17 protein-coding genes are annotated in these 19,629 nt (G+C 45.3%); 12 read left to right on the forward strand and 5 right to left on the reverse strand.

Annotated elements, in window-relative coordinates; translation table 11 throughout:
* Positions 1-7 precede the first annotated feature (7 nt).
* From OGY67_RS12625 to OGY67_RS12650, 6 genes are all read left to right on the forward strand, one after another.
* Entirely contained in the window at positions 8-214 is a 207-nt protein-coding gene (locus OGY67_RS12625) for a hypothetical protein (RefSeq protein WP_024135505.1), read from the forward strand.
* Positions 175-1,353, forward strand: coding sequence for a site-specific integrase (locus tag OGY67_RS12630; protein ID WP_286574022.1), 1,179 nt, complete (start codon positions 175-177; stop codon positions 1,351-1,353). Before OGY67_RS12625 ends, OGY67_RS12630 begins: the two co-directional genes overlap by 40 nt.
* A 269-nt stretch (positions 1,354-1,622) precedes the next feature.
* Positions 1,623-2,453: a ParA family protein gene (locus tag OGY67_RS12635; RefSeq protein WP_213760540.1), complete on the forward strand. Its 831-nt coding sequence runs from the start codon at positions 1,623-1,625 to the stop codon at positions 2,451-2,453.
* Positions 2,454-2,469: 16 nt separating this feature from the next.
* Positions 2,470-2,880, forward strand: coding sequence for a hypothetical protein (locus tag OGY67_RS12640; RefSeq protein WP_213760539.1), 411 nt, complete (start codon positions 2,470-2,472; stop codon positions 2,878-2,880).
* Positions 2,877-3,545 (forward strand): hypothetical protein, encoded by a 669-nt coding sequence (locus OGY67_RS12645; protein ID WP_247752467.1) that lies wholly within the window; start codon positions 2,877-2,879, stop codon positions 3,543-3,545. The genes OGY67_RS12640 and OGY67_RS12645 overlap by 4 nt, the downstream gene beginning before the upstream one ends.
* A gap of 311 nt (positions 3,546-3,856) precedes the next feature.
* The gene (locus OGY67_RS12650; protein ID WP_152924330.1) at positions 3,857-5,044 is read left to right on the forward strand and encodes an integrase domain-containing protein; all 1,188 of its coding nucleotides are present in this window, start codon (positions 3,857-3,859) and stop codon (positions 5,042-5,044) included.
* Between the two features lie 32 nt (positions 5,045-5,076).
* On the opposite strand, the gene OGY67_RS12655 is transcribed toward OGY67_RS12650, so the two are convergent.
* The 5 genes from OGY67_RS12655 to sid form a co-directional block, all read right to left on the reverse strand.
* Positions 5,077-7,704 carry a DEAD/DEAH box helicase gene (locus OGY67_RS12655; protein ID WP_152924331.1) on the reverse strand — a complete coding sequence of 876 codons (2,628 nt, stop codon included), beginning with the start codon at positions 7,702-7,704 and terminating at the stop codon, positions 5,077-5,079.
* A gap of 15 nt (positions 7,705-7,719) precedes the next feature.
* Positions 7,720-8,664, reverse strand: a complete 945-nt coding sequence (locus tag OGY67_RS12660) for a HamA C-terminal domain-containing protein (RefSeq protein ID WP_152924332.1) — start codon at positions 8,662-8,664, stop codon at positions 7,720-7,722.
* Between the two features lie 305 nt (positions 8,665-8,969).
* On the reverse strand, positions 8,970-9,536 hold the full coding sequence (locus tag OGY67_RS12665; protein ID WP_162001247.1) for a phage polarity suppression protein: 567 nt from the start codon (positions 9,534-9,536) through the stop codon (positions 8,970-8,972).
* A 15-nt stretch (positions 9,537-9,551) separates the two neighbouring features.
* Complete coding sequence (locus tag OGY67_RS12670) at positions 9,552-9,791, reverse strand: STY4826 family bacteriophage gene regulatory protein (RefSeq protein WP_096884162.1); 240 nt, start codon at positions 9,789-9,791, stop codon at positions 9,552-9,554.
* A 3-nt stretch (positions 9,792-9,794) separates the two neighbouring features.
* Positions 9,795-10,538: a capsid size-determining scaffold Sid gene (gene sid / locus OGY67_RS12675; protein ID WP_181575835.1), complete on the reverse strand. Its 744-nt coding sequence runs from the start codon at positions 10,536-10,538 to the stop codon at positions 9,795-9,797.
* Between the two features lie 537 nt (positions 10,539-11,075).
* On the opposite strand from sid, the gene OGY67_RS12680 reads away from it, so the two are divergent.
* From OGY67_RS12680 to OGY67_RS12705, 6 genes are all read left to right on the forward strand, one after another.
* Positions 11,076-11,342, forward strand: coding sequence for a helix-turn-helix transcriptional regulator (locus OGY67_RS12680; RefSeq protein WP_000546674.1), 267 nt, complete (start codon positions 11,076-11,078; stop codon positions 11,340-11,342).
* Entirely contained in the window at positions 11,339-11,890 is a 552-nt protein-coding gene (locus OGY67_RS12685) for a host cell division inhibitor Icd-like protein (protein ID WP_096884164.1), read from the forward strand. The genes OGY67_RS12680 and OGY67_RS12685 overlap by 4 nt, the downstream gene beginning before the upstream one ends.
* The gene (locus OGY67_RS12690) at positions 11,887-12,114 is read left to right on the forward strand and encodes a hypothetical protein (RefSeq protein ID WP_024154761.1); all 228 of its coding nucleotides are present in this window, start codon (positions 11,887-11,889) and stop codon (positions 12,112-12,114) included. Before OGY67_RS12685 ends, OGY67_RS12690 begins: the two co-directional genes overlap by 4 nt.
* A complete protein-coding gene (locus OGY67_RS12695) occupies positions 12,111-12,431 on the forward strand; it encodes a DUF5375 domain-containing protein (protein ID WP_024154762.1) in 321 nt (106 codons plus the stop codon). Before OGY67_RS12690 ends, OGY67_RS12695 begins: the two co-directional genes overlap by 4 nt.
* 14 nt (positions 12,432-12,445) lie before the next feature.
* A complete protein-coding gene (locus tag OGY67_RS12700) occupies positions 12,446-14,779 on the forward strand; it encodes a primase-helicase zinc-binding domain-containing protein (RefSeq protein WP_117030763.1) in 2,334 nt (777 codons plus the stop codon).
* A gap of 931 nt (positions 14,780-15,710) precedes the next feature.
* The gene (locus tag OGY67_RS12705) at positions 15,711-19,253 is read left to right on the forward strand and encodes an inverse autotransporter beta domain-containing protein (protein ID WP_286574023.1); all 3,543 of its coding nucleotides are present in this window, start codon (positions 15,711-15,713) and stop codon (positions 19,251-19,253) included.
* Positions 19,254-19,629 lie beyond the last annotated feature (376 nt).

Genomic DNA, 19,629 nt, shown 5'->3' on the forward strand with positions numbered 1-19,629 from the left:
GAAATATATGCTGAGCCTCGATTGTGTTCCCATCTCAACTTATTGCAAAGAGACTGGCGAAACCCCGGATGCCATCAACAAACGTGTGCAACGTGGAGTATGGCGTGAAGGGGTTCAGGTGCTAAAGGTCGACGGCGTTAAGGAAAGATGGATTGATCTTAGTGAGGTTGCAAAATGGGCACGACAGAATCGCCTAAGCTCCCGCGCGGCGTAACCATCAGGAAACACCGCAACGGCGAAACCATCAATATTACTTTCACTTATAAAGGGGTTAAATGCCGTGAGCCCCTTTCTAATCTGGACGTAATCCCTAAAAACATCAAATACGCCGAGCGCACACTCGGCGAAATCCACAACAAGATCGAAAGGGGAACATTTGTTTATGCGGAATACTTTCCCCGTTCTACCCGGTTAAAAATTTTCGGCTACGCTGCCGCAGGCAAAACGGTGAAGATGTACCTGGACGAGTATCTGGTGATATGCGAAACGAGGAAACTATCCCCTTCAACAATTGGCGGATATAAGAAGTGCCGAAGCGCGCTGTCATCACTTCATATTTTTCCCGCTAGTGAGTTGACGCCGGCCGCATTGAAAACATGGATCCAGAGCCAGAAAACAACATTGAAGACTATCCGAAACCAACTTTCCTTCCTACGCTCAGCTTTGGATGAAGCGGTGACGGATGGTGTGCTTCCGATTAACCCTGTATCACTGGTAACCGCCTCACGATACCAAAGTGATAAATCAGAGGCAGAAAGTAGTTATGTGGTTGATCCGCTATCACCAGCAGAAGTTGATGCTTTGCTCTCTGCTGCTGGCAATAAGCAGTGGGAGAATCTTTTCCGGTTCGCGATACAAACTGGGCTGCGTAGTTCCGAATTGTGTGCTCTTCGTTGGCGTGATATCGACTTTGTAGGGAAGACTGCACACGTTCAAAATGCCAGTGTAGTTGGCGTCATCAAAGGAACAAAAACAAAAGCCGGTACGAGGAAAGTAGAACTGACAGAAGAGGCATTGGCAGCTCTAGCCAGCCAGAAACTGTTCACTTTCATGAAAGATGAAACTATCTTCGAGGATCCTAAGACAGGAAAGGCATGGGCTAATGCTGATGCAATCAGGAAAAAAGCTTGGGTTCCGACACTTAAGAAGGCGGGTGTAAGATATCGGAATCCATACCAGACACGTCATACCTTTGCCACTCGCCTAATAAGTCGCGGCATAAATCTTTTCTGGCTTGCTACACAAATGGGTCATAAAGGACCTGAAATGCTATTTCGTCACTATGGACGGTACTTGAAGGATTATGATAATCAATCATCCCTTTCAATGCCTAAAAATCAGTCAAACCGTTAAGTTTATTCCAAATTAATTTTAGGTTGAGGGCAATTACCAAGTTTAAGCACATCAACCTAATCAATTGTTTTATATACATTTATTGCGTTAACATTAAGATGAGCTCGGAGTAAAAGCTTATGAAATCCATCCCAAACACACTGCAATTATCCTGATAAAAGTCCAGTATTAAGTTACGATTAAAAGTGGTATAGAATGGGTTGCAAGAGATCAATTTTGTTTATGTGGTTCTTTTTTCTACAATTTGTGCAAAGCATAAAAGGGAATGTATGACTACTCCGGTAATTAGTTTCATTAATATGAAAGGTGGTGTTGGTAAAACAACCTTATGTGTAGGAATAGCAGAGTATCTTGCTAATTACTTAGATAAAAAAGTATTAATTATAGATATTGATCCTCAATTCAATGCAACTCAATCTATATTAAGTAAATACAATCGAGTATCTGAATATATTAGTGACCACTTGGTTAACACGAAAACAATTCGTAGAATATTTGAGACAAAATCATCCTTAACTGGAAAGGTTCAGCAAGTAACTCCTGCTGAAATAATTATTAAAATGTCTCCAAATTTAGATATGATTTTTGGAGATATCAACACTATTTTTGATATTGAGCAACCAGCAGCACGATTGCATAAATTAAAAAAATTCATAGAAGACAATAAGTTACGAGAAGTGTATGATTTTATTTTAATTGACAGTCCGCCGACAATATCATTGTTTACTGATGCTGCTTTAGTTGCCTCTGACTATTATATTGTCCCAGTAAAAATTGATCACTATTCAATATTAGGGGCAACTAGTCTTTTAAGTGTTATTGAGAACATACAAGAAAATTATGACCACCCCAATATAAAACACTTAGGTTTTATATATACTAATACTCTTGAAAATCTTTCTTTGAAAACAAAAAAACTGCAAGACTCATTCGAAGGAACAGAGCCTTTCAACGAACTGTATTTTTTCAGCAATAAATTAAATTTTGTTCAGGATTTAATGGTTGGTGGGAAAGGTAATGTTGCATCAAGCTATAAATCGTCAAGAAGATATATTAAAGGTATCTGTGAAGAATTTTTAACCAGAATTGCTAGCGTATAGCTAATTGGGGTGATTAATGAACAATTACAATAATGACTTGGAAGTAATTAAAGCATTAGTTAATAAAAGAATATCATCCAAAGAAGAATTTATTGGATTACTTACGATTGCAATTTATTCAAAAGAAATATTTGTAAAAAATGAAGACGCAGGTAAATTCGTTAAAGAGATTTTTGATTTAAATTTCCTTGAATATGTTGTCCGTTCAAGGACCTTACTTTGTGCGCGCTTATCACGCAGGTTAGTAAAGATGGATAAAAAAGAAATGAAAAAATCTGTATCATTGGTGGCTCATTATTTTTCAACAAACCAATATATACATTTTTGGGATCCAGATGATATATTTTCTTACAAAAGCAAGAGAAGTGATGCCAACAAAGATGTTAATACTTGGATTAAGGCGCTTTTACGGAAAGATAAGAAATGATACTTCAAAGAGATCCACATGGCTTTAGGGATGATGCTAAGAAATTTATAGCTAAAATAAAAGAGCTTGGGGTGGATACTTGCACTGAAAATAACCTTACCGCATCATTTAAACATGTACTTTTCCTTGAATTTATTCATAATTCACACCCAGCGCTTAGCTATAAAAGATTTGTGAAATGTATTATTTATGATGTTTTAAACTCTATAATAGCGATTATTCATAAACGAGAGAGATATTTTCATCTTAATATTCGTTCAATGGTTGAGCATCTTGCTCGCATATCATTACAAAAAATAGATAATGGTGGTGACTTCGATATCACAGTAAGAACAGTTGACTTTGAAAATCTAAAAATAACAAATACAAATGAAAACTGGGTTTATATGCACCAACAATATAAGCAGGCTTGTAGTTGGATACATTCTTCGTCAAAAGTTACATTAAATATTACATCCTCATTTACAGAGCTATTATCCGCAGACTCTAAAAGTAATACAACAAAGTTATCAAAACACTTACATATGCTTACATCAGAGTTATTAAAAATATTATTTAATTATTATGAAGATGAAATAAAGACAGCATTCTACAGAACCAGAGTTGAAATGAAATATCTCGTTGGAAAGCACAATTACGAAATTTTCATAAAGGATCATCCATAAAACTCACTAATATCTTTATAAAAAAGTGGCGATAAAAGATACGCACACCTCAACACCAACACAAATACCAATAAAAACATGTAGTTATATTATTTCGGGCGCGGGTTCAACTCCCGCCAGCTCCACCAAATCATGATCCGGATACGTCCGGTGAAGTACAGAAAGCCCGCACAGCACAAGCCCTGCGGGCTTTTTTGTGTCTGTCGTTGTCCGAGAACATCCGGCTAAATCCAGAGAAAATTGGTACACGTTTAGGTACACGCTATACTGTGGTCCATTAAACGTGTACCAATTATGGAAGGAATCCAGACATGGCGCGTATCACACGCCCCCTCACTAACAACGAGATCCTTAAAGCTAAGCCCCGAGAAAAAGACTTCACTCTGCATGATGGTGACGGCCTGTTCCTGCTAGTAAAGACATCTGGCAAAAAGCTCTGGCGCTTCCGATACCAACGTCCGGTAAGCAAAAGTCGAACGAATCTGAGTCTCGGTTCATACCCTGCCCTTACGCTCGCAGCAGCTCGTCAAATACGCGACCAGCACTTAACCACGCTCGCGCAAGGCATGGATCCACAACAGCAACAGGAGCAAGCGTCAGAACAACGCCAGATTGAGTTAGACAGTATTTTCTCAACTGTAGCCGCTAACTGGTTCCAGATTAAAAGTAGAAACGTCACAGAAGATTATGCAAAAGACATCTGGCGCTCTTTAGATAAAGACGTTTTCCCCGCTATTGGCTCGATACCCGTTCAGGAGATAAAGGCCAGAACGATTGTTGAAGCACTTGAGCCAATCAAAGCACGAGGGGCACTGGAGACAGTTCGCCGCCTAGTGCAGCGTATTAACGAAATAATGATTTATGCGGTTAACACCGGCCTAATTGATGCTAACCCAGCATCAGGTGTAGGTATGGCCTTTGAGAAGCCCAAAAAGCAAAATATGCCTACGCTACGGCCAGAAGAATTGCCTAGGCTAATGCGTTCTTTAGTTATGTCAAATTTGTCTGTACCGACTCGCTGTCTGATTGAGTGGCAACTATTGACCCTTGTACGTCCATCTGAGGCTTCGGGTGCTCGATGGGCTGAGATTGATCTCGATGCAAAGCTCTGGACAATCCCGGCCGAACGGATGAAGGCTAAGCGTGAACATATTGTTCCCTTATCGCCCCAAGCGCTAGATATTCTTGAAATCATGAAGCCTATCAGCAGGCACCGCGAATACGTTTTTCCAAGTCGTAACGATCCAAAGCAGCCAATGAACAGCCAAACGGCAAATGCAGCTTTAAAACGGATTGGCTATGGTGGTAAGTTAGTTGCACATGGTCTTCGCTCAATAGCAAGCACAGCAATGAATGAAGCAGGATTCAATGCCGATGTAATCGAAACATCTTTAGCTCACAGTGATAAAAACGAAGTACGGAAAGCATATAATCGCTCAACGTATCTTGAGCAACGTAAAGACCTTATGAATTGGTGGGGAGAGAGAGTAATAAATTAGTTCATGGCAGGACTTACATCCTGCCTAGTTAATTATTTAATAGAACCAAAACCAGCTTTTTCTAAATATTTCCGATGGAGGCTAGATAACTTAGCTATGTTATAAGTTCTTAAATATGATTCAACTGATTGCCCATCACGTATCCTTTGTTTTTTTGTCAACTCAATAGCAGTGGATCTATTAATACCGAAACTCATAATCTCAAGAACTAGAGGGTCATAACTTCCCATTTCTAGCATGGATGGTAGATTCAAGAAAAATTTGCATTTTTCTCTTTCATCTTCTGACATTAAACATCCAACAACATCAGCCCAAAGAGATAAATATTTAACTAAAATGAAATTCAAGTTTGTATTAATATGAGCCGTTACAAAATTAGTAATTCTATCAATATTTTTATTGTTTATTTCTAACCCTTTCTTAGTTAACTTATCCTTAACCATATTATCAATGAAAAACTTGTAGTTATGACCTTGCATCCAATTATGAGAATCGTAGGCTAACTTACTTATGCTTACTGGATACTTATAGCGCCAAGATTTCCCATCATCTTTATAATTAACTTCCTGCACAATATTAAAAATATCATTCATACGAGAGATTATACTTTTATATTGATTGTAATAATTCATGTTTTTGAATTCATCATCCAATGGTCGTGTCTCTCTCTTTCCTCCAGGATATTTTGAAATCATCCACTCAGAAACGCCCTGTGACTTTATCAGTTCAAAAAACTCACTCAATAGCAATGGATCAACGAAAGGATTCCTTGCTAATAAATCATCAGGAATAGATATTTTTTTAGAAAAGCCTTCTAATTTTTGTTCTAAAATCCCAATTTGTTCTTTATTTAATTTTGAGTTGTTTATGATTTTAATATAGTGTTTTTTGTCGACTAGATATTGCCCCCTTAGATACGATACCAACGGATAGAGCTTATAATCACCATCGCTATCAAGTATCTGTTGACCACTCAAGTCTATATAGTTAATTACTGATGCAACATTTTCATTTAATTTATTCAAAACAGAAGACACAATTTCTTTTTTATCTTCATTTTTGATGCGTTCTTCTGCCCACTCCTCATCACATAGCTCAATACAAAATATCTCACCATACAAAGAAGTATTAATACGCCCAGCACGACCTATAAGATTCAAAAATTCAAATTGTGAGAGATTGTAGTTTCCTATTTTCGGTGAAATGACAACAATTCTGTCGGCAGGTAAATTCACCCCTTGTAATAAGGTTGACGTACAAACGAGATTTTTAACCACTCCTGATGAAAATAGGTCTTCAATTTCCAATCTAGCCACATCTAGTAAGCCACCATGGTGAAATGCCACTCCCTTTTTGATGCATCTGACTAATGAATACAATGGATGAATTTCACTTTCTAAAAAAGAGCAAAGATTTTTAATCTTTTCATTATCAACAAGTTCAGAATTAACTTCATCATCCCCCGATATAGATAAAGCCCACCCTTCAGCCATGTTTTTTTTGGGAGAAAAAATTATATTTTGTTCATCTTCATGAAATACTGATGTTAAATATTTTAATGCCTGCCCTCTTGAAGCCGATAGTTTACTATATAAAGCCCTACCTATATCATAATCCCCCTGAACAACACTCCCTGTGGGGCTGATGATTTTATACTTTACATTTTGTGATTTTTTAAAAACTGTCAACACTGTCTTAAGCTGTAACACCGGAGTTGCTACTGTTTTATGCTCAAGTAGATCTATATCAATTATCTCACGTAAAGAGAGATGAAGATTTTCAATATAAGGGCCAGCCATTATAAATTGCGAATCTTTCCATCTCGTTGTCATCCTATAAATCACATTCTCATATACACTTCCTCTCGTACCATCTTCAATATTCTGTATTTCATCAAAAAAAACCAACAAAGGAGCATGATTATTTTTCTCTTGTAATAATCTCATGCATCGTTCCGGAGTAAGTACATACACTATATTTTTATCAGAGCATTCAACCTCTCTATATGTAGTTAATACCAATGCACTTTCTTTTAATTCTTTAGAGAGCTCATTACTTACTTGGTTAATTAATGCTTTGGATGGCACAACGTAGACAAAAAACTCTGCTTTATTATTTTGAATTATCTCAAAGATAAATCTTTTTATTACAAATGATTTACCCGCAGAGGTCGGTGCAGAAACTGCAATGTTTTTACCCGATTCCAATTTCTCCCATAATGACTTTTGATAATGAGTGAAAAATATAGTTTCACCATCAAAATCCTTACCCAAATCAAATCTATGAGTTGCTAATTCAAAGTCAAGAGATGTGCCAAAACTATTTAATTTTTCGTTTTCTTTATATAATCCATTTAAATGTCTTGATGAAACAAGATTGCCTGAGCGCGATTGTAGAATATAACATGTTTTCAAAAAAAGTTCATTGTCAGGATCATATAGATAGAGAAGACTACCAAAAGCATTTGCTATACTCTTTTCATTCTCATCCCCCAAAGATCCCAAGGAAGCTAACCATGTTGCCCTTCTAATATCTTTTATATCTATGGTAACACTATTACTCCTATCTCTATTTTTTAGAAACAAATTTCTAATCAACGCATCAAAAACACGCTTAAAATCAATATGGTTTAATGCCTCTGCTGCAATCCCGCTATTCATTAGCACTCCTTGAGTTTATGGTTTGTAGTCAATGCCATGGATAGAACGATATAATGATTTTTTAAAATTACCCACATCGCTCATGGGAATAAGAAAAAAATCTAGGTAGCATGGTTTAACATTTGGATATTTATTTAGCTTATCCTCAATTGCAGACTTTATTTGTTCTCTTTTATTCGATAACCATTTTTCAAATAAATTCTCAGCATCTAACTTAGTTAGAGCATTATTCTCTATCTCCTTTATCTCATCATCCTCAAATATCAATAAAACCGGATGAGTCTTAATACACTCAGAGTATATTTTAGTCCCCGGAGTAAAAGCTTGATAGATCAACTCCATTGTCTCAAAATTAAAATTATTGCTTATGTTATTTCTTGCAATAAACAACTCATGAGAAAGAGCGCCACTTGAGTAATTTTTTGAAAAACGATCTAACGAATCAAATGCACTATCTAAAGCGCCACTGAAACTTTTATATATTTTTGACTCACCAATAAGTATAGATATGTTGTCTCTATATTTACCAAAAAAAATACCATCACCACCTTTAACCTGGTCGTTCAAATTACTGAGAGTTGTTATTTTATGAGAAACCATAGGTGTGTTTAAGATAGCTTCTGAAAGAATGTAAAGAATTAACTCTCCATACTTTCCATCTTTTATTGGATTTGTGTCACCGAAAAATTGAGCAGCTTTTCTAAATGGTATCTGCCCATTTTGCCGCATAGTATCTATCGTCGCTTTATCAAAGACGTAATGTTCGATCGAATCTGCTAATGACTCAATTAGTGAGTGAGCCTCTTGTATCACTCCACTAAATGGAATCGTGAATAATCGAGAAGTTATTTTCCTCTCTACTGATGGGGCTCTTCCAACTAACTGACTCTGAATCCAAGAATGGTCTGTAATGACCAATTTTTTCCAATCTATCTGTCTCAGCTTATCGAGATTATCCATATACCATAAAGCTCATATTAATCAGACACATCTCATTGTGCTTAAAACATCAGCATTCGACAACTGATCATAAAACCATGCTTTGAGATAATTTTACGAGCACCGAGCGCGCAATGCTCTCCCCGCCACGCCTGCCCGCTTAAGAGGTCACTTTTAATGCAGGTGCATGAACCGGCTCAGGCCGCGCCGGTACTGGCGTGGTGGGGGAAATAAAATACGGGGATTTGCATGCAAAACCATGCACCTTATGGATGCATGGCTTTTTTCAGGAAAAATAGCGGAATTTTCGGGGATTTTTTCGCGTGCTACCGTGCGACCAGTTCTGCACGTCGGCGGGTGTAAATCAGGTTCTGTGCCGGGGTGAATTTCTCTCGATTATCATCCCGCGAAGCCGCATCAGGCCTGAATCCGATGGCCGTTAAAATGTCGCTGTCCTGCACGGAATAATTAATTTTGTCACCTGCGGCCAGCCACACTGACAGGGCTTCACGCAGATAATCAACCGAATGCTGCATGGCGCTCTGTTTTACTGCGGGAAGCTGTTCATTATACCCCATCAGTTCAGGCGCCAGCGTGGCGGCCAGCTCCGCGCCGTGCTGCTGCATAAAGTCATAGAGCCGGTTGCGGATGCTGATGTGCTGCACCTCCTCATGTGAGCGGATATAGCGACCGGCGGCCTGATTAATCTCCCATTTTTTCACGTCGATATTGTCGCGCAAATCCTGCATTCTTCGCGGGATTTGTTCGTCACCGGCAAGGAGCTGTTCACGGTATTCAAGTTCAAGGTCAGCCAGTTCGGCTTTACGTTTCAGCCAGGTGTTTTTGTTCGCCTGACAGGCCTCAAAGGCCTGCTGTATTGTCATAGTGGTCACGTGTCTCTCTCCTGATTAATGCCGGAACGGCGAGCTGTAGCAGCCCTGTACTTTACGCGGCGGCAGTGGCGTCACCGGGGTGGGGTCAGGTTTCTCCGGTGCGGCACGTATCACACCGTCAACCGACTCGATGGTGCGGAAAGTGGCCGAACATTCGATATTGGTACACTGGTGATAACGCTGTTTGACGTTTTCCGACAGATAACGGCTGGTACGGACGTGCGCGGTCTTTTTGCAGAACGGACAGTGAAACATAATTCAGCCCTCTGCCTGTTCGTGGGATTTTGCAGCCAGTTCAGCGGCAAGCTTCATCCGTCTGGCCGGGCTTCTTAACAGCGCCATATCAACCCCGGTTATGACCGGGCGATTCATGCCAGTTACAGACAGGACCGGCTCCTGCTCCATATCAAAATGATACAGGGCTGACTGCAGATTCAGGGCATCACCAAGCTCACGTGTCGCGGTCGCACGCGATGAGGTTTCTCCGCTCATTTCCAGCGACCGTATACGCAACAGGAAGGCACGTAACAGTGCGGGGCTGATACCGGCTAACGCCTTCTTCCATTCGCTGTTGGCGTAAGTGGTGAATGCTTTTTCATGGGCGCTGATATAAGCCGTACCGGAGGAGCATGCGCCAAGCATGGCGAGACTTTTGTCTTTCTCCAGCTCGGTAATCAGACCGGTGAACTCATCAGCCAGTTCGCGGCTGGCGATACGTTTACTGTGTTCAGCTTTCAGTTCAGGAGTGAGGTTGCCGCGCAGAGTTCGAAAGCGGCTGCGCCAGTCCTGTTCGGCCTGTGCGCTTTCACTGAGGGCGGTCTGTCGTTCCTGCTCACAACGCTGAATGGAAGCCTCAATGTCGCTGAGTTTACCCATGCTGGCCGTGTGTGCGTCTTTTGCTTCGTTAAGTGCGGCCAGCGCACCGGCAATACGTTGTTCCGCGCCTTCATCCTGTTTACTGATAACGGTCTGCATGGCTTTGATAATGAGTTCGGGTTTCATGTTCAGGCTCTCCGTGTGTTCAACCTGAAATGATTCTGACGCCTCCTGCACAACAACACGATTCATTGCCGTTGTCAGAGTGCTGGCACAAACAGACCTTAAAAACCGGCTGGCCAGAGAAAGGTCGCAGGATAACCTTACTCACCGTTTGTTTTTTTACTTATAACTATTCACCACTGTTCACCTTAAATAAAAATACAAATAATACAGTAAGTTAAAGGGTGAACAGTTGAGGGTCTGACTGTTCACCGTCTGTTCACCACTGTTCACCCTCCTGTTTTGCTCTGGCTATACCATTTAGACTTTATTTCGATTAAAAATGAAAAATATATAACTAAAAGCAATAGAAATTGCTGCATTGTAATGCAGTGATTTGCATATGTTTGCCAGCGTTTGCCTTTGTTTGCCAGAGCGAAAAGTCAATGTTTGTTTCCCCGAAAATCTCACATGACCTGAGGAAAAATATAGACATAATAAGGAGCTACCCGAAGCCGGACGGACACGACCGGCACTGTATGGACTTTGTGAGGTAGCCCGATGCACATCGCTTTTTCTTCCCCGTCTTCTGCCCCTGCCGCGCCACTGATGCCGGTTTCTGATACCGTTCACGAACGCTTTATCCGTCTGCCCGAAGTGATGCATCTGTGCGGCCTGTCCCGCTCGACAATTTACGACCTCATCAGCCGGGAAGCCTTCCCGAAACAAATCTCCCTCGGCGGAAAAAATGTGGCGTGGGCGCAGTCTGAAATCACTGCATGGATGGCGGATCGCATTGCCGAACGTAACCGGGGCTATGACGCATGATGATGACCGTTCAGCAAACAGCCCCTTTTTCTGGCTTGCTTCCGTTCGCCGTTTCCAGGTATAGTTTTCCCGCTGTCGCAAAATCGGCAGCCGGGATTGGCGTCCCGTTTACAACATTGGCGACACCGGACGCGCCTTGCGTCTTTTTTTGTGTCTATGCCTCAGCGCATCCATTTTTGATCCAGAGATTTATCTGTCTATGGATCCTTCGTGTAATGGTGGCTCAGGCGGGGGCTTCTCACGAAGCGCCGGTTTCCAATGTTGCCGGTTACGCCAACCCCGTCTGGGCTACCACCAGTGAAATTGGCGTTTCCAGTGGTAGCAGTCACATGCAAACATTGGAGGTTGCCACTATGGCTACGACCCTCACCCCGTCACACCCGCAGTTTGTCTTTGTGTTTGCCGCCGTTCGTCGCGCAGACCGTAAACCCCGTATTTGCATGCTCCGCACCGTTGCCGGTGATGAGCACGCCGCACGCCTTTCCCTCGTTCGCGATTACGTCCTCTCGTTCGCTGGCCGTTTGCCGGTTCTGGAGGTGCACGCATGAAACACACCACCATTACCGCCCGTGACCTCGAATGCCTTGAGCATATGCGCAACGTCGGCCATCTTGTCGGCGAACTGATGCAGGTGCAGGACTGCACCACCGTACGCCGTGACCCCGCACAACAATTACAGCTCACCTCCGTGATTTACCTCATGACCGCCCAGCTCGACGGTGTGGTCGAACGCTGCAACCAGCGCTGGCTGACCGGGGAGGGTAACGTATGAAAACTGCATTATCCCCCGCTCTGCGTGCTGCGCTATACCGCCGCGCGGTCGCCTGTGCCTGGCTGACCCTGTGCACCCATCAGCACCGCTATCCGCACCTCACCCTCGACGCGCTGGAAAATGCCATTGCTGACGAGCTGGAGGGCTTCTACCTGCGCCAGCACGGCGAGGAAAAAGGTCGCCAGATAGCCTGTGCATTACTCGAAGATTTAATGGAAGCCGGTCCACTCAAAGCCGCGCCGTCGCTGTCCTTTCTCGGGCTGGCCGTGATGGATGAACTTTGCGCCCGTCACATCACCGCGCCGGTACTGCACTGAGGGAGACAACCACAATGAAAATGAACGTAACGGACACCGTGAAACAGGCGTGCGGCCACTGGCCGCGCATTCTCCCGGCGCTGGGGGTGAAGGTCATTAAAAACCGCCATCAGTCCTGCCCGGTGTGCGGCGGCTCTGACCGCTTCCGCTTTGACGATAAAGAGGGGCGCGGCACATGGTTCTGTAACCAGTGCGGCGCGGGTGACGGACTGAAACTGGTCGAGAAGGTGTTCGGTGTATCAGCCTCTGAGGCCGCCGGGAAGGTAAACGCCGTGACCGGCAGTCTGTCGCCGGTTGCCCCGGAGGTGATTGCGGCCGCAGAAGCCGGAACGGAGGCCGACCGGAAAGCGGCGGCCACGCTGGCCGCAAAACTGATGGAGAAAACCCACACGACCACTGGCAACGCTTATCTGACTGGCAAGGGCTTTCCCGGTCGGGAATGTCTGACGCTGACGACCATGCATAAAACTGGCGGTGTGACGTTCCGCGCCGGTGATTTGGTTGTCCCGCTGTATGATGATAGCGGCGTGCTGGTTAACCTTCAGCTTATCAATTCAGACGGTCTCAAACGCACCCTGAAAGGAGGTCAGGTCAAAGGGGCATGCCATATCATCGAAGGGCAAAAACAGGCGGGAAAACGCCTGTGGATCGCGGAGGGTTATGCTACCGCGCTCACCGTGCATCACCTGACCGGCGAAACCGTCATGGTGGCGCTGTCGTCCGTGAACCTCCTTTCTCTGGCGAGCCTTGCCCGTCAAAAACATCCAGCCTGTCAGATTGTCCTTGCTGCCGACCGCGACCTGAACGGCGACGGCCAGACCAAAGCCGCAGCGGCCGCAGACGCCTGTGAGGGCATGGTTGCCCTGCCGCCGGTGTTCGGTGACTGGAATGACGCATTTGAACAAAAAGGCGAGGATGCGACACGCAAAGCCATTTATGACGCTATCCGGCCACCGGCGCAAAGTCCGTTCGATACCATGAGCGAGGCTGAATTTACCGCCATGAGCGCCAGCGAAAAGGCGATGCGGGTGCATGATCATTACGGCGAAGCGCTGGCTGTGGACGCGAACGGTCAGCTCCTGTCCCGCTATGAAAATGGCATCTGGAAGGTGATACCGCCGTCCGATTTTGCCCGTGATGTGGCCGGACTGTTCCAGCGTCTGCGTGCCCCGTTCTCGTCGGGGAGGATCGCCTCCGTGGTGGAGACCCTGAAACTGATTATTCCGCAGCAGGATACACCGGCACGCCGTCTGATTGGCTTCCGTAACGGTGTGCTTGATACCAGCACCGGCATATTCAGTCCACACCATAAATCGTACTGGTTGCGTACGCTGTGCGATGTCGACTTTACACCACCGGTGGAGGGGGAAACGCTGGAGACACACGCGCCAAACTTCTGGCGCTGGCTCGACCGGGCAGCCAGCGGTAATGCCGAAAAGCGCGACGTGATTCTGGCCGCCCTGTTTATGGTGCTGGCGAACCGTTACGACTGGCAGCTCTTTCTCGAAGTGACCGGGCCGGGTGGCAGCGGGAAAAGTATTCTCGCCGAAATTGCGACCCTGCTCGCCGGGGAGGATAACGCCACGTCGGCCGACATCGACACGCTGGAAGACCCCCGCAAACGTGCATCCCTGATTGGCTTCTCGTTGATACGCCTGCCTGACCAGGAGAAATGGAGCGGCGACGGTGCCGGGCTTAAAGCCATCACCGGCGGCGATGCGGTATCGGTTGACCCGAAATATCAGAACCCGTATTCAACGCATATTCCGGCGGTGATTCTGGCCGTGAACAATAACCCGATGCGCTTCACCGACCGCAGCGGTGGCGTGTCACGTCGCCGGGTGATTATTCACTTCCCGGAGCAGATTGCGCCGGAGGAGCGCGACCCGCAGCTCAGGGATAAAATTGCGCGCGAACTGGCCGTCATTGTGCGTCAGCTTATGCAGAAGTTCAGCGATCCAATGAGCGCCCGCGCACTGCTCCAGTCGCAGCAGAACTCCGACGAGGCACTCAGCATCAAACGCGACGCTGACCCGGCATTTGATTTTTGTGGCTATCTGGAGGCGCTGCCGCAGACGAACGGGATGTTTATGGGGAATGCCAATATTATTCCGCGCCAGCCCCGTAACTATCTCTATCATGCCTATCTGGTCTATATGGAGGCCAACGGATACAGGAACGTACTCAGCCTGAAAATGTTCGGGCTGGGGCTGCCGATGATGCTCAAAGAGTACGGGATGAATTATGAGAAGCGGCATACCAAGCAGGGTACACAGACCAACCTGACGCTTAAGGATGAAAGCAACGGCGACTGGCTGCCGAAGTGCGACGAACCCGCAGCGACATAACCAACCTCAGACCGGCAAGAGCCGGTCTTTTTCTTTCTGACTATTACCGCAAGGTGAACAATCCACTGTTCACCCTTCACCGTATATTCACCCGTTATCACCATGAAATAATTGGAAAAAAACAAAAGGTGAACAGTGTGAACAGTAAAACCTAAAAAAACTTTTTATCCCCCCACCACATCGCCTGACCGGGCGCATCCAGAGCGAGAAAAAATCACAAAGGTGAAGAGTCGACTGTTCACTCTTCACCAACCATTCACCACTTATCACTATGATATTAAAAAGAAAAATAACGAGGTGAACAGTGTGAACAGTTAAATGCAAAAAAACTTTTTTTCAATGCTCATTGTTTAAGAAAAAAAGACCACATGAAAAAGGTGGCACATTTCTAAAGAGGGATCGTATTACTATGACATTTCATAATTGGTACACGTTTAGGTACACAACTGAAAGTTGAATACGGAAAAATCCTTTACATTTAATATATTAAGAAATTTATTCAGACTCCGCCAGCCCACCAAACACCGGTGAAAGCCCTCAGCGCAAGCTGAGGGCTTTTTTGTGTCTATTGCCCCGTCCTGAAAGTGTTGACACGTTCCAGACTTAGATCCGGAGAACGTGATGATAGCTGAATACGAACAGGCAGATTAATTTCCTGATAACTCTTTTTATTTAACAGTGAACGACCATGGTTAAATAATATCCCTACAAGCTTAAAATCGTCACGATAAAAATAAATGTATTTTTTAAATACATTCGTCATTTAAACGTTCGACATCGTTAGCCAGCCCACAATGCCCCATAGTGTAAAAATATCCAGTTAACTTCTCCATGAATAACTCTTGAATTTTCCTACTAAATACATATATTACGCATCCCGTTCAGTACATGGAATAACCTTTGATTTTTTTAATTGATATTGGAGTTACAAATGTCAAATAAGAAAATTTCGCGGAGCAATGGGGCAACAGGCCCCGTTAATAAGGTTGTCGCATGGTCAACAATCGCTTTGCAGGCTCTGTATCCTGCCCTTCTTAGCTTCACGCCAACCATCAGCCATGCGTCAGCCGTTAAGGCATCGCAGGCCGCCGCAGAACAGCAAGAACTGCGCGGCCTGTCTTCTCTCGCCGCGCAGGCTGGCAGAAGTATTAAAAACGGCCATGCGGGCAGTTTTGCTGCCAATACCGTCTCAGCACAGGCAACGAAGGAGGTGGTAGAGTGGCTACAGAAGTACGGTAATGCGCGTATTCAACTCAACGTCGATGACGCTTTCTCGTTGAAAGATTCGGCGTTCGATTTCCTTTATCCGTGGGTTGATACAAAGCAGCATGTTTTATTTAGCCAGACATCGCTTCACCGTACCGATGACAGAACCCAAACTAATATCGGCATGGGTTATCGCTATTTCACGGCGGATAATTCAATGCTGGGCGCAAACTTATTTTATGACTACGATTTAAGTCGTCATCACGCACGTATGGGTGCAGGCGTTGAGTATTGGCGAGATTATTTACGCGCAGGCGCAAATGCTTATTTAAGATTATCAAAATGGAAGGATTCCCACGATCTGGATGATTATCAGGAACGTCCGGCGGATGGCTGGGATATCTATACCCAAGGTTGGTTGCCATCGTATCCGCAACTGGGCGCATCGCTTAAATATGAAAAGTATTACGGCAAGAATGTCGGCCTCTTTGGCAGCGATCATCTTCAGGAAAATCCGTACGCCTTTACAGGCGGGATCAGCTATACGCCGGTTCCTCTAGTTACGCTTTCCGCTGAACACAAGCAGGGGCAGAGCAATACTCATGATTCACGCTTCGGCATAGAGATTAACTATCGCCCCGGCATCCCGCTGGCGAAGCAGTTGGACAGCGACAATGTTGCGTTAATGCGCGAAGTTCAGCACGGACGCTACGATTTTGTCGAACGAAATAACAATATTGTTCTGGAATACCGCAAAAAATCGGTTCTGAAAATCCGCCTGCCTGAAAGCGTACAGGGGGAAGGTGGCGCCGTTATTCCGGTGACTATTTCGCTGGATAAATCCCACTGGGGCATTCAGTCGGTAGAGTGGAACGATAGCGCATTTACCGCCGCTGGCGGACGCATTTCCGGTAGCGGCACATCATGGCAACTGACGTTACCCGCTTATACACCAGGCGGCACTAATCATTGGCAAATCGGTGCAACGGCGCGAGATGTTAAAGGAAATGTCTCTAACTATGCGGTGATGAACGTGACGGTGACGGGGAGTTCAGCCTCTGTCGGCACAATGGATTTTACATTGAACGGCGAGCAGCAACCGATCATCGCGGCTGACGGGAAGTCACAGCATCCGGTTACGCTGGTGCTTAAAGATACCAATGGTAATCCGTTAACAGGGCTTGCACATGACATTGAGTTGTCTTTAGCGTTTACGCCTGACGCACAGAGAAATCGTGAGCGTTCAGCACAGGCTCCAAAACTTGGTGAAGTGCAGGAAACCCGCTCCGGGGTGTATACCGCCACGCTGACGCCGGGTTTAACGGCGGGGACGGCACGCATCACCGCTAAAGTCCTGGGTAAAACAGAAACCCTGACGGTGAAACTAAAAGCGGTTTCCGCAGAGGCGGCAAAATCGACATTCACGGTAATGCCCATGGAGCAGGTCGTTGGACACCCGATTAGCCTGGCGTTAGAAGCAAAAGATAAAGACGGGAATGCCATCACCGGCGACGACAGCTTACGTTTTTATGCAGTTTCAGCCAGCGGCGAAGTCCGTTTTACTGCCGTAGAAGAGAAAGACGGCGTGTACAGCGCTAAGGCAACGTCTGAACTGGCTCAAGCGACACGCATTGGTGTGACGTCACAAAAACATGATTTCTCCGGACTGGAAAAACAAGCCAACTGGATTGCCGACAAAACGCAGCCGGTGGTGCAGGCTTTTAACCTGACCAGGGACAATGCGCTGGCGGATGGCAAACAGAGTAATGTCGCGGTCGTTACCCTGACCGACCGTTATGGGAACCCGCTGTCCGGATACACGGTCACTCTGGCGTTACCGCCACAGGTTAAGATCGCGAATGGGGAGAACGTTGTGAAGACCGATGCCAAAGGTGAAGCAAGATTCTCACTGACCAGTTCAACGCCGGGAACTTATGATATTACGCTAAGCGCGGGGAACATCAGCTCATCGCTAAGCGTAACATTTGCCTCTGCAATGGAGGGGGCAACATTGTCTCTGACGGCCAAAGACAATGGCGCAATCACCAATATTGCAGCAAACGGTCGCGATGGTGCCACGCTTGAGATCATGCTCAACAATACCGCCGCGTCGGTTGAAGGACAGAAAGTGGAGCTTATCGTAACGCCACAAGGGCTCGTGTACCCGGACAAAATCACCACCAATAAAGACGGTTACGCGACGGTAACGTTAACTACGGTTAAGGCAGGTCATTACACCGTTAATGCCAGGGTTACAGATGGGCAGCACAGCGTTGAGTCCTCAAGCGTTGGCCTGGAATTCGTACCTGATATTAACAGCGCAGTGCTGAATTTGACCGCACCGTCTGAGAGCATTGTGGCAAACGCATCAGCGGCACATGAAATTCAGGTACAGGTTGTCGACGGTGAAAACAACCCATTTAGTGGTGACGTGCACCTGACCAGTTCCCCTGCCAGTGGATTAAAACTGGGCCAGTCCGAACTGACATTGGATGAGAAAGGAATGGCATCAACAACCTTTATTGCCGCAGAAGCTGGGCACTATCAATTGCAGGCAACCTTCATCAAAGAGGGTAAACGCGTTACGGCGAGTAAGGCGATTGAGGTGGTATCAGATCTGCAAAATGCCGCGTTGACGATCGAACCGTCAACTACATCCGCCGTAGTCAGTGATGTGGATAACGTGGCGTTTACCCTGCATCTGACCGATACATCAGGGAACAGCGTCAGCAATCGTAAGCTGAAAATTACGGCTACAGGCCCATCGCCACGCGATCCTCTGGTGATTGACAATACGCTTGTCACCACCAATGGTTCCGGTACTGCGACTGTAAATGTCCACGGTAATAAGGCGGGTCGTTACACGCTGACCGCCACATTGGCTGAACACGGTAGCAATGTCTCGGCAAATGCTTCGATAACGCTGAATGCCGATGCCCAGAATCCAGTACTCACTCTGGAGCAGGATCCTGGCTATGCCGTTGCCAACCTTGAGCCGGTAGGCTTTATGGCCCGGTTGCAGGATAAATTCGGTAACCCGTTAAACGGCAGTGTCGAATTTAGCGCAGGCAGCAAAGCCAAACCCGGCAGCGGAACCTTTACGATGACGCCGGATAAAACCAACTTTAAGTTAGGGAATGCTTACTCTGAACTGAGAACGGATACGGCCGGTGTAAGTTGGGTAAGAGCGAAGGCAACGACGGGAGATAAAACGTTGGAAAAAGTACTCACCGTCTGGGTAGTTGAGAACCATCAACCAAATTCCTGATCGGGATATAAACAGGAGATAGCCGCAGCGTGGCGGCTATCTCCCTTTCTATATATTGTCCACGCGTCCTCTACCCACTAAGACTCAGAACTGTAATAGCTTTAGCAAAGCTAAGTTCACTCTCGATGACTCCCCTTCCCCCGTTGATTTGAAAACAAGCAGCAATATAATAAAGGGGCTGGAAATATCGACAAAACCTCAGGTAAAATATTTCCAACCAGATGGCTATATTATCAAAATTAATTTATCACGTGACAAATTACGTAGGGAGACTTGAATCGAGTATCCGGTATCGATGTTTACATCACATTAATGACACGTGACATATCTCATCAATTCGGAGATCTACATTTTCACTCTCAAAAATGTATCCCGA

It is taken from the genome of Citrobacter sp. Cpo015 (assembly GCF_030333035.1).
Classification (GTDB): Bacteria; Pseudomonadota; Gammaproteobacteria; order Enterobacterales; family Enterobacteriaceae; genus Citrobacter; species Citrobacter portucalensis.

What these genes read in the sequence shown, in the direction of transcription:
- OGY67_RS12625 (WP_024135505.1), top strand. Translation starts at nt 8, where the DNA reads ATGCTGAGCCTCGATTGTGTTCCCATCTCAACTTATTGCAAAGAGACT.
- OGY67_RS12630 (WP_286574022.1), top strand. Translation starts at nt 175, where the DNA reads ATGGGCACGACAGAATCGCCTAAGCTCCCGCGCGGCGTAACCATCAGG.
- OGY67_RS12635 (WP_213760540.1), top strand. Translation starts at nt 1,623, where the DNA reads ATGACTACTCCGGTAATTAGTTTCATTAATATGAAAGGTGGTGTTGGT.
- OGY67_RS12640 (WP_213760539.1), top strand. Translation starts at nt 2,470, where the DNA reads ATGAACAATTACAATAATGACTTGGAAGTAATTAAAGCATTAGTTAAT.
- OGY67_RS12645 (WP_247752467.1), top strand. Translation starts at nt 2,877, where the DNA reads ATGATACTTCAAAGAGATCCACATGGCTTTAGGGATGATGCTAAGAAA.
- OGY67_RS12650 (WP_152924330.1), top strand. Translation starts at nt 3,857, where the DNA reads ATGGCGCGTATCACACGCCCCCTCACTAACAACGAGATCCTTAAAGCT.
- OGY67_RS12655 (WP_152924331.1), bottom strand. Translation starts at nt 7,704, where the DNA reads ATGAATAGCGGGATTGCAGCAGAGGCATTAAACCATATTGATTTTAAG.
- OGY67_RS12660 (WP_152924332.1), bottom strand. Translation starts at nt 8,664, where the DNA reads ATGGATAATCTCGATAAGCTGAGACAGATAGATTGGAAAAAATTGGTC.
- OGY67_RS12670 (WP_096884162.1), bottom strand. Translation starts at nt 9,791, where the DNA reads ATGTTTCACTGTCCGTTCTGCAAAAAGACCGCGCACGTCCGTACCAGC.
- sid (WP_181575835.1), bottom strand. Translation starts at nt 10,538, where the DNA reads ATGAAACCCGAACTCATTATCAAAGCCATGCAGACCGTTATCAGTAAA.
- OGY67_RS12680 (WP_000546674.1), top strand. Translation starts at nt 11,076, where the DNA reads ATGCACATCGCTTTTTCTTCCCCGTCTTCTGCCCCTGCCGCGCCACTG.
- OGY67_RS12685 (WP_096884164.1), top strand. Translation starts at nt 11,339, where the DNA reads ATGATGATGACCGTTCAGCAAACAGCCCCTTTTTCTGGCTTGCTTCCG.
- OGY67_RS12690 (WP_024154761.1), top strand. Translation starts at nt 11,887, where the DNA reads ATGAAACACACCACCATTACCGCCCGTGACCTCGAATGCCTTGAGCAT.
- OGY67_RS12695 (WP_024154762.1), top strand. Translation starts at nt 12,111, where the DNA reads ATGAAAACTGCATTATCCCCCGCTCTGCGTGCTGCGCTATACCGCCGC.
- OGY67_RS12700 (WP_117030763.1), top strand. Translation starts at nt 12,446, where the DNA reads ATGAAAATGAACGTAACGGACACCGTGAAACAGGCGTGCGGCCACTGG.
- OGY67_RS12705 (WP_286574023.1), top strand. Translation starts at nt 15,711, where the DNA reads ATGTCAAATAAGAAAATTTCGCGGAGCAATGGGGCAACAGGCCCCGTT.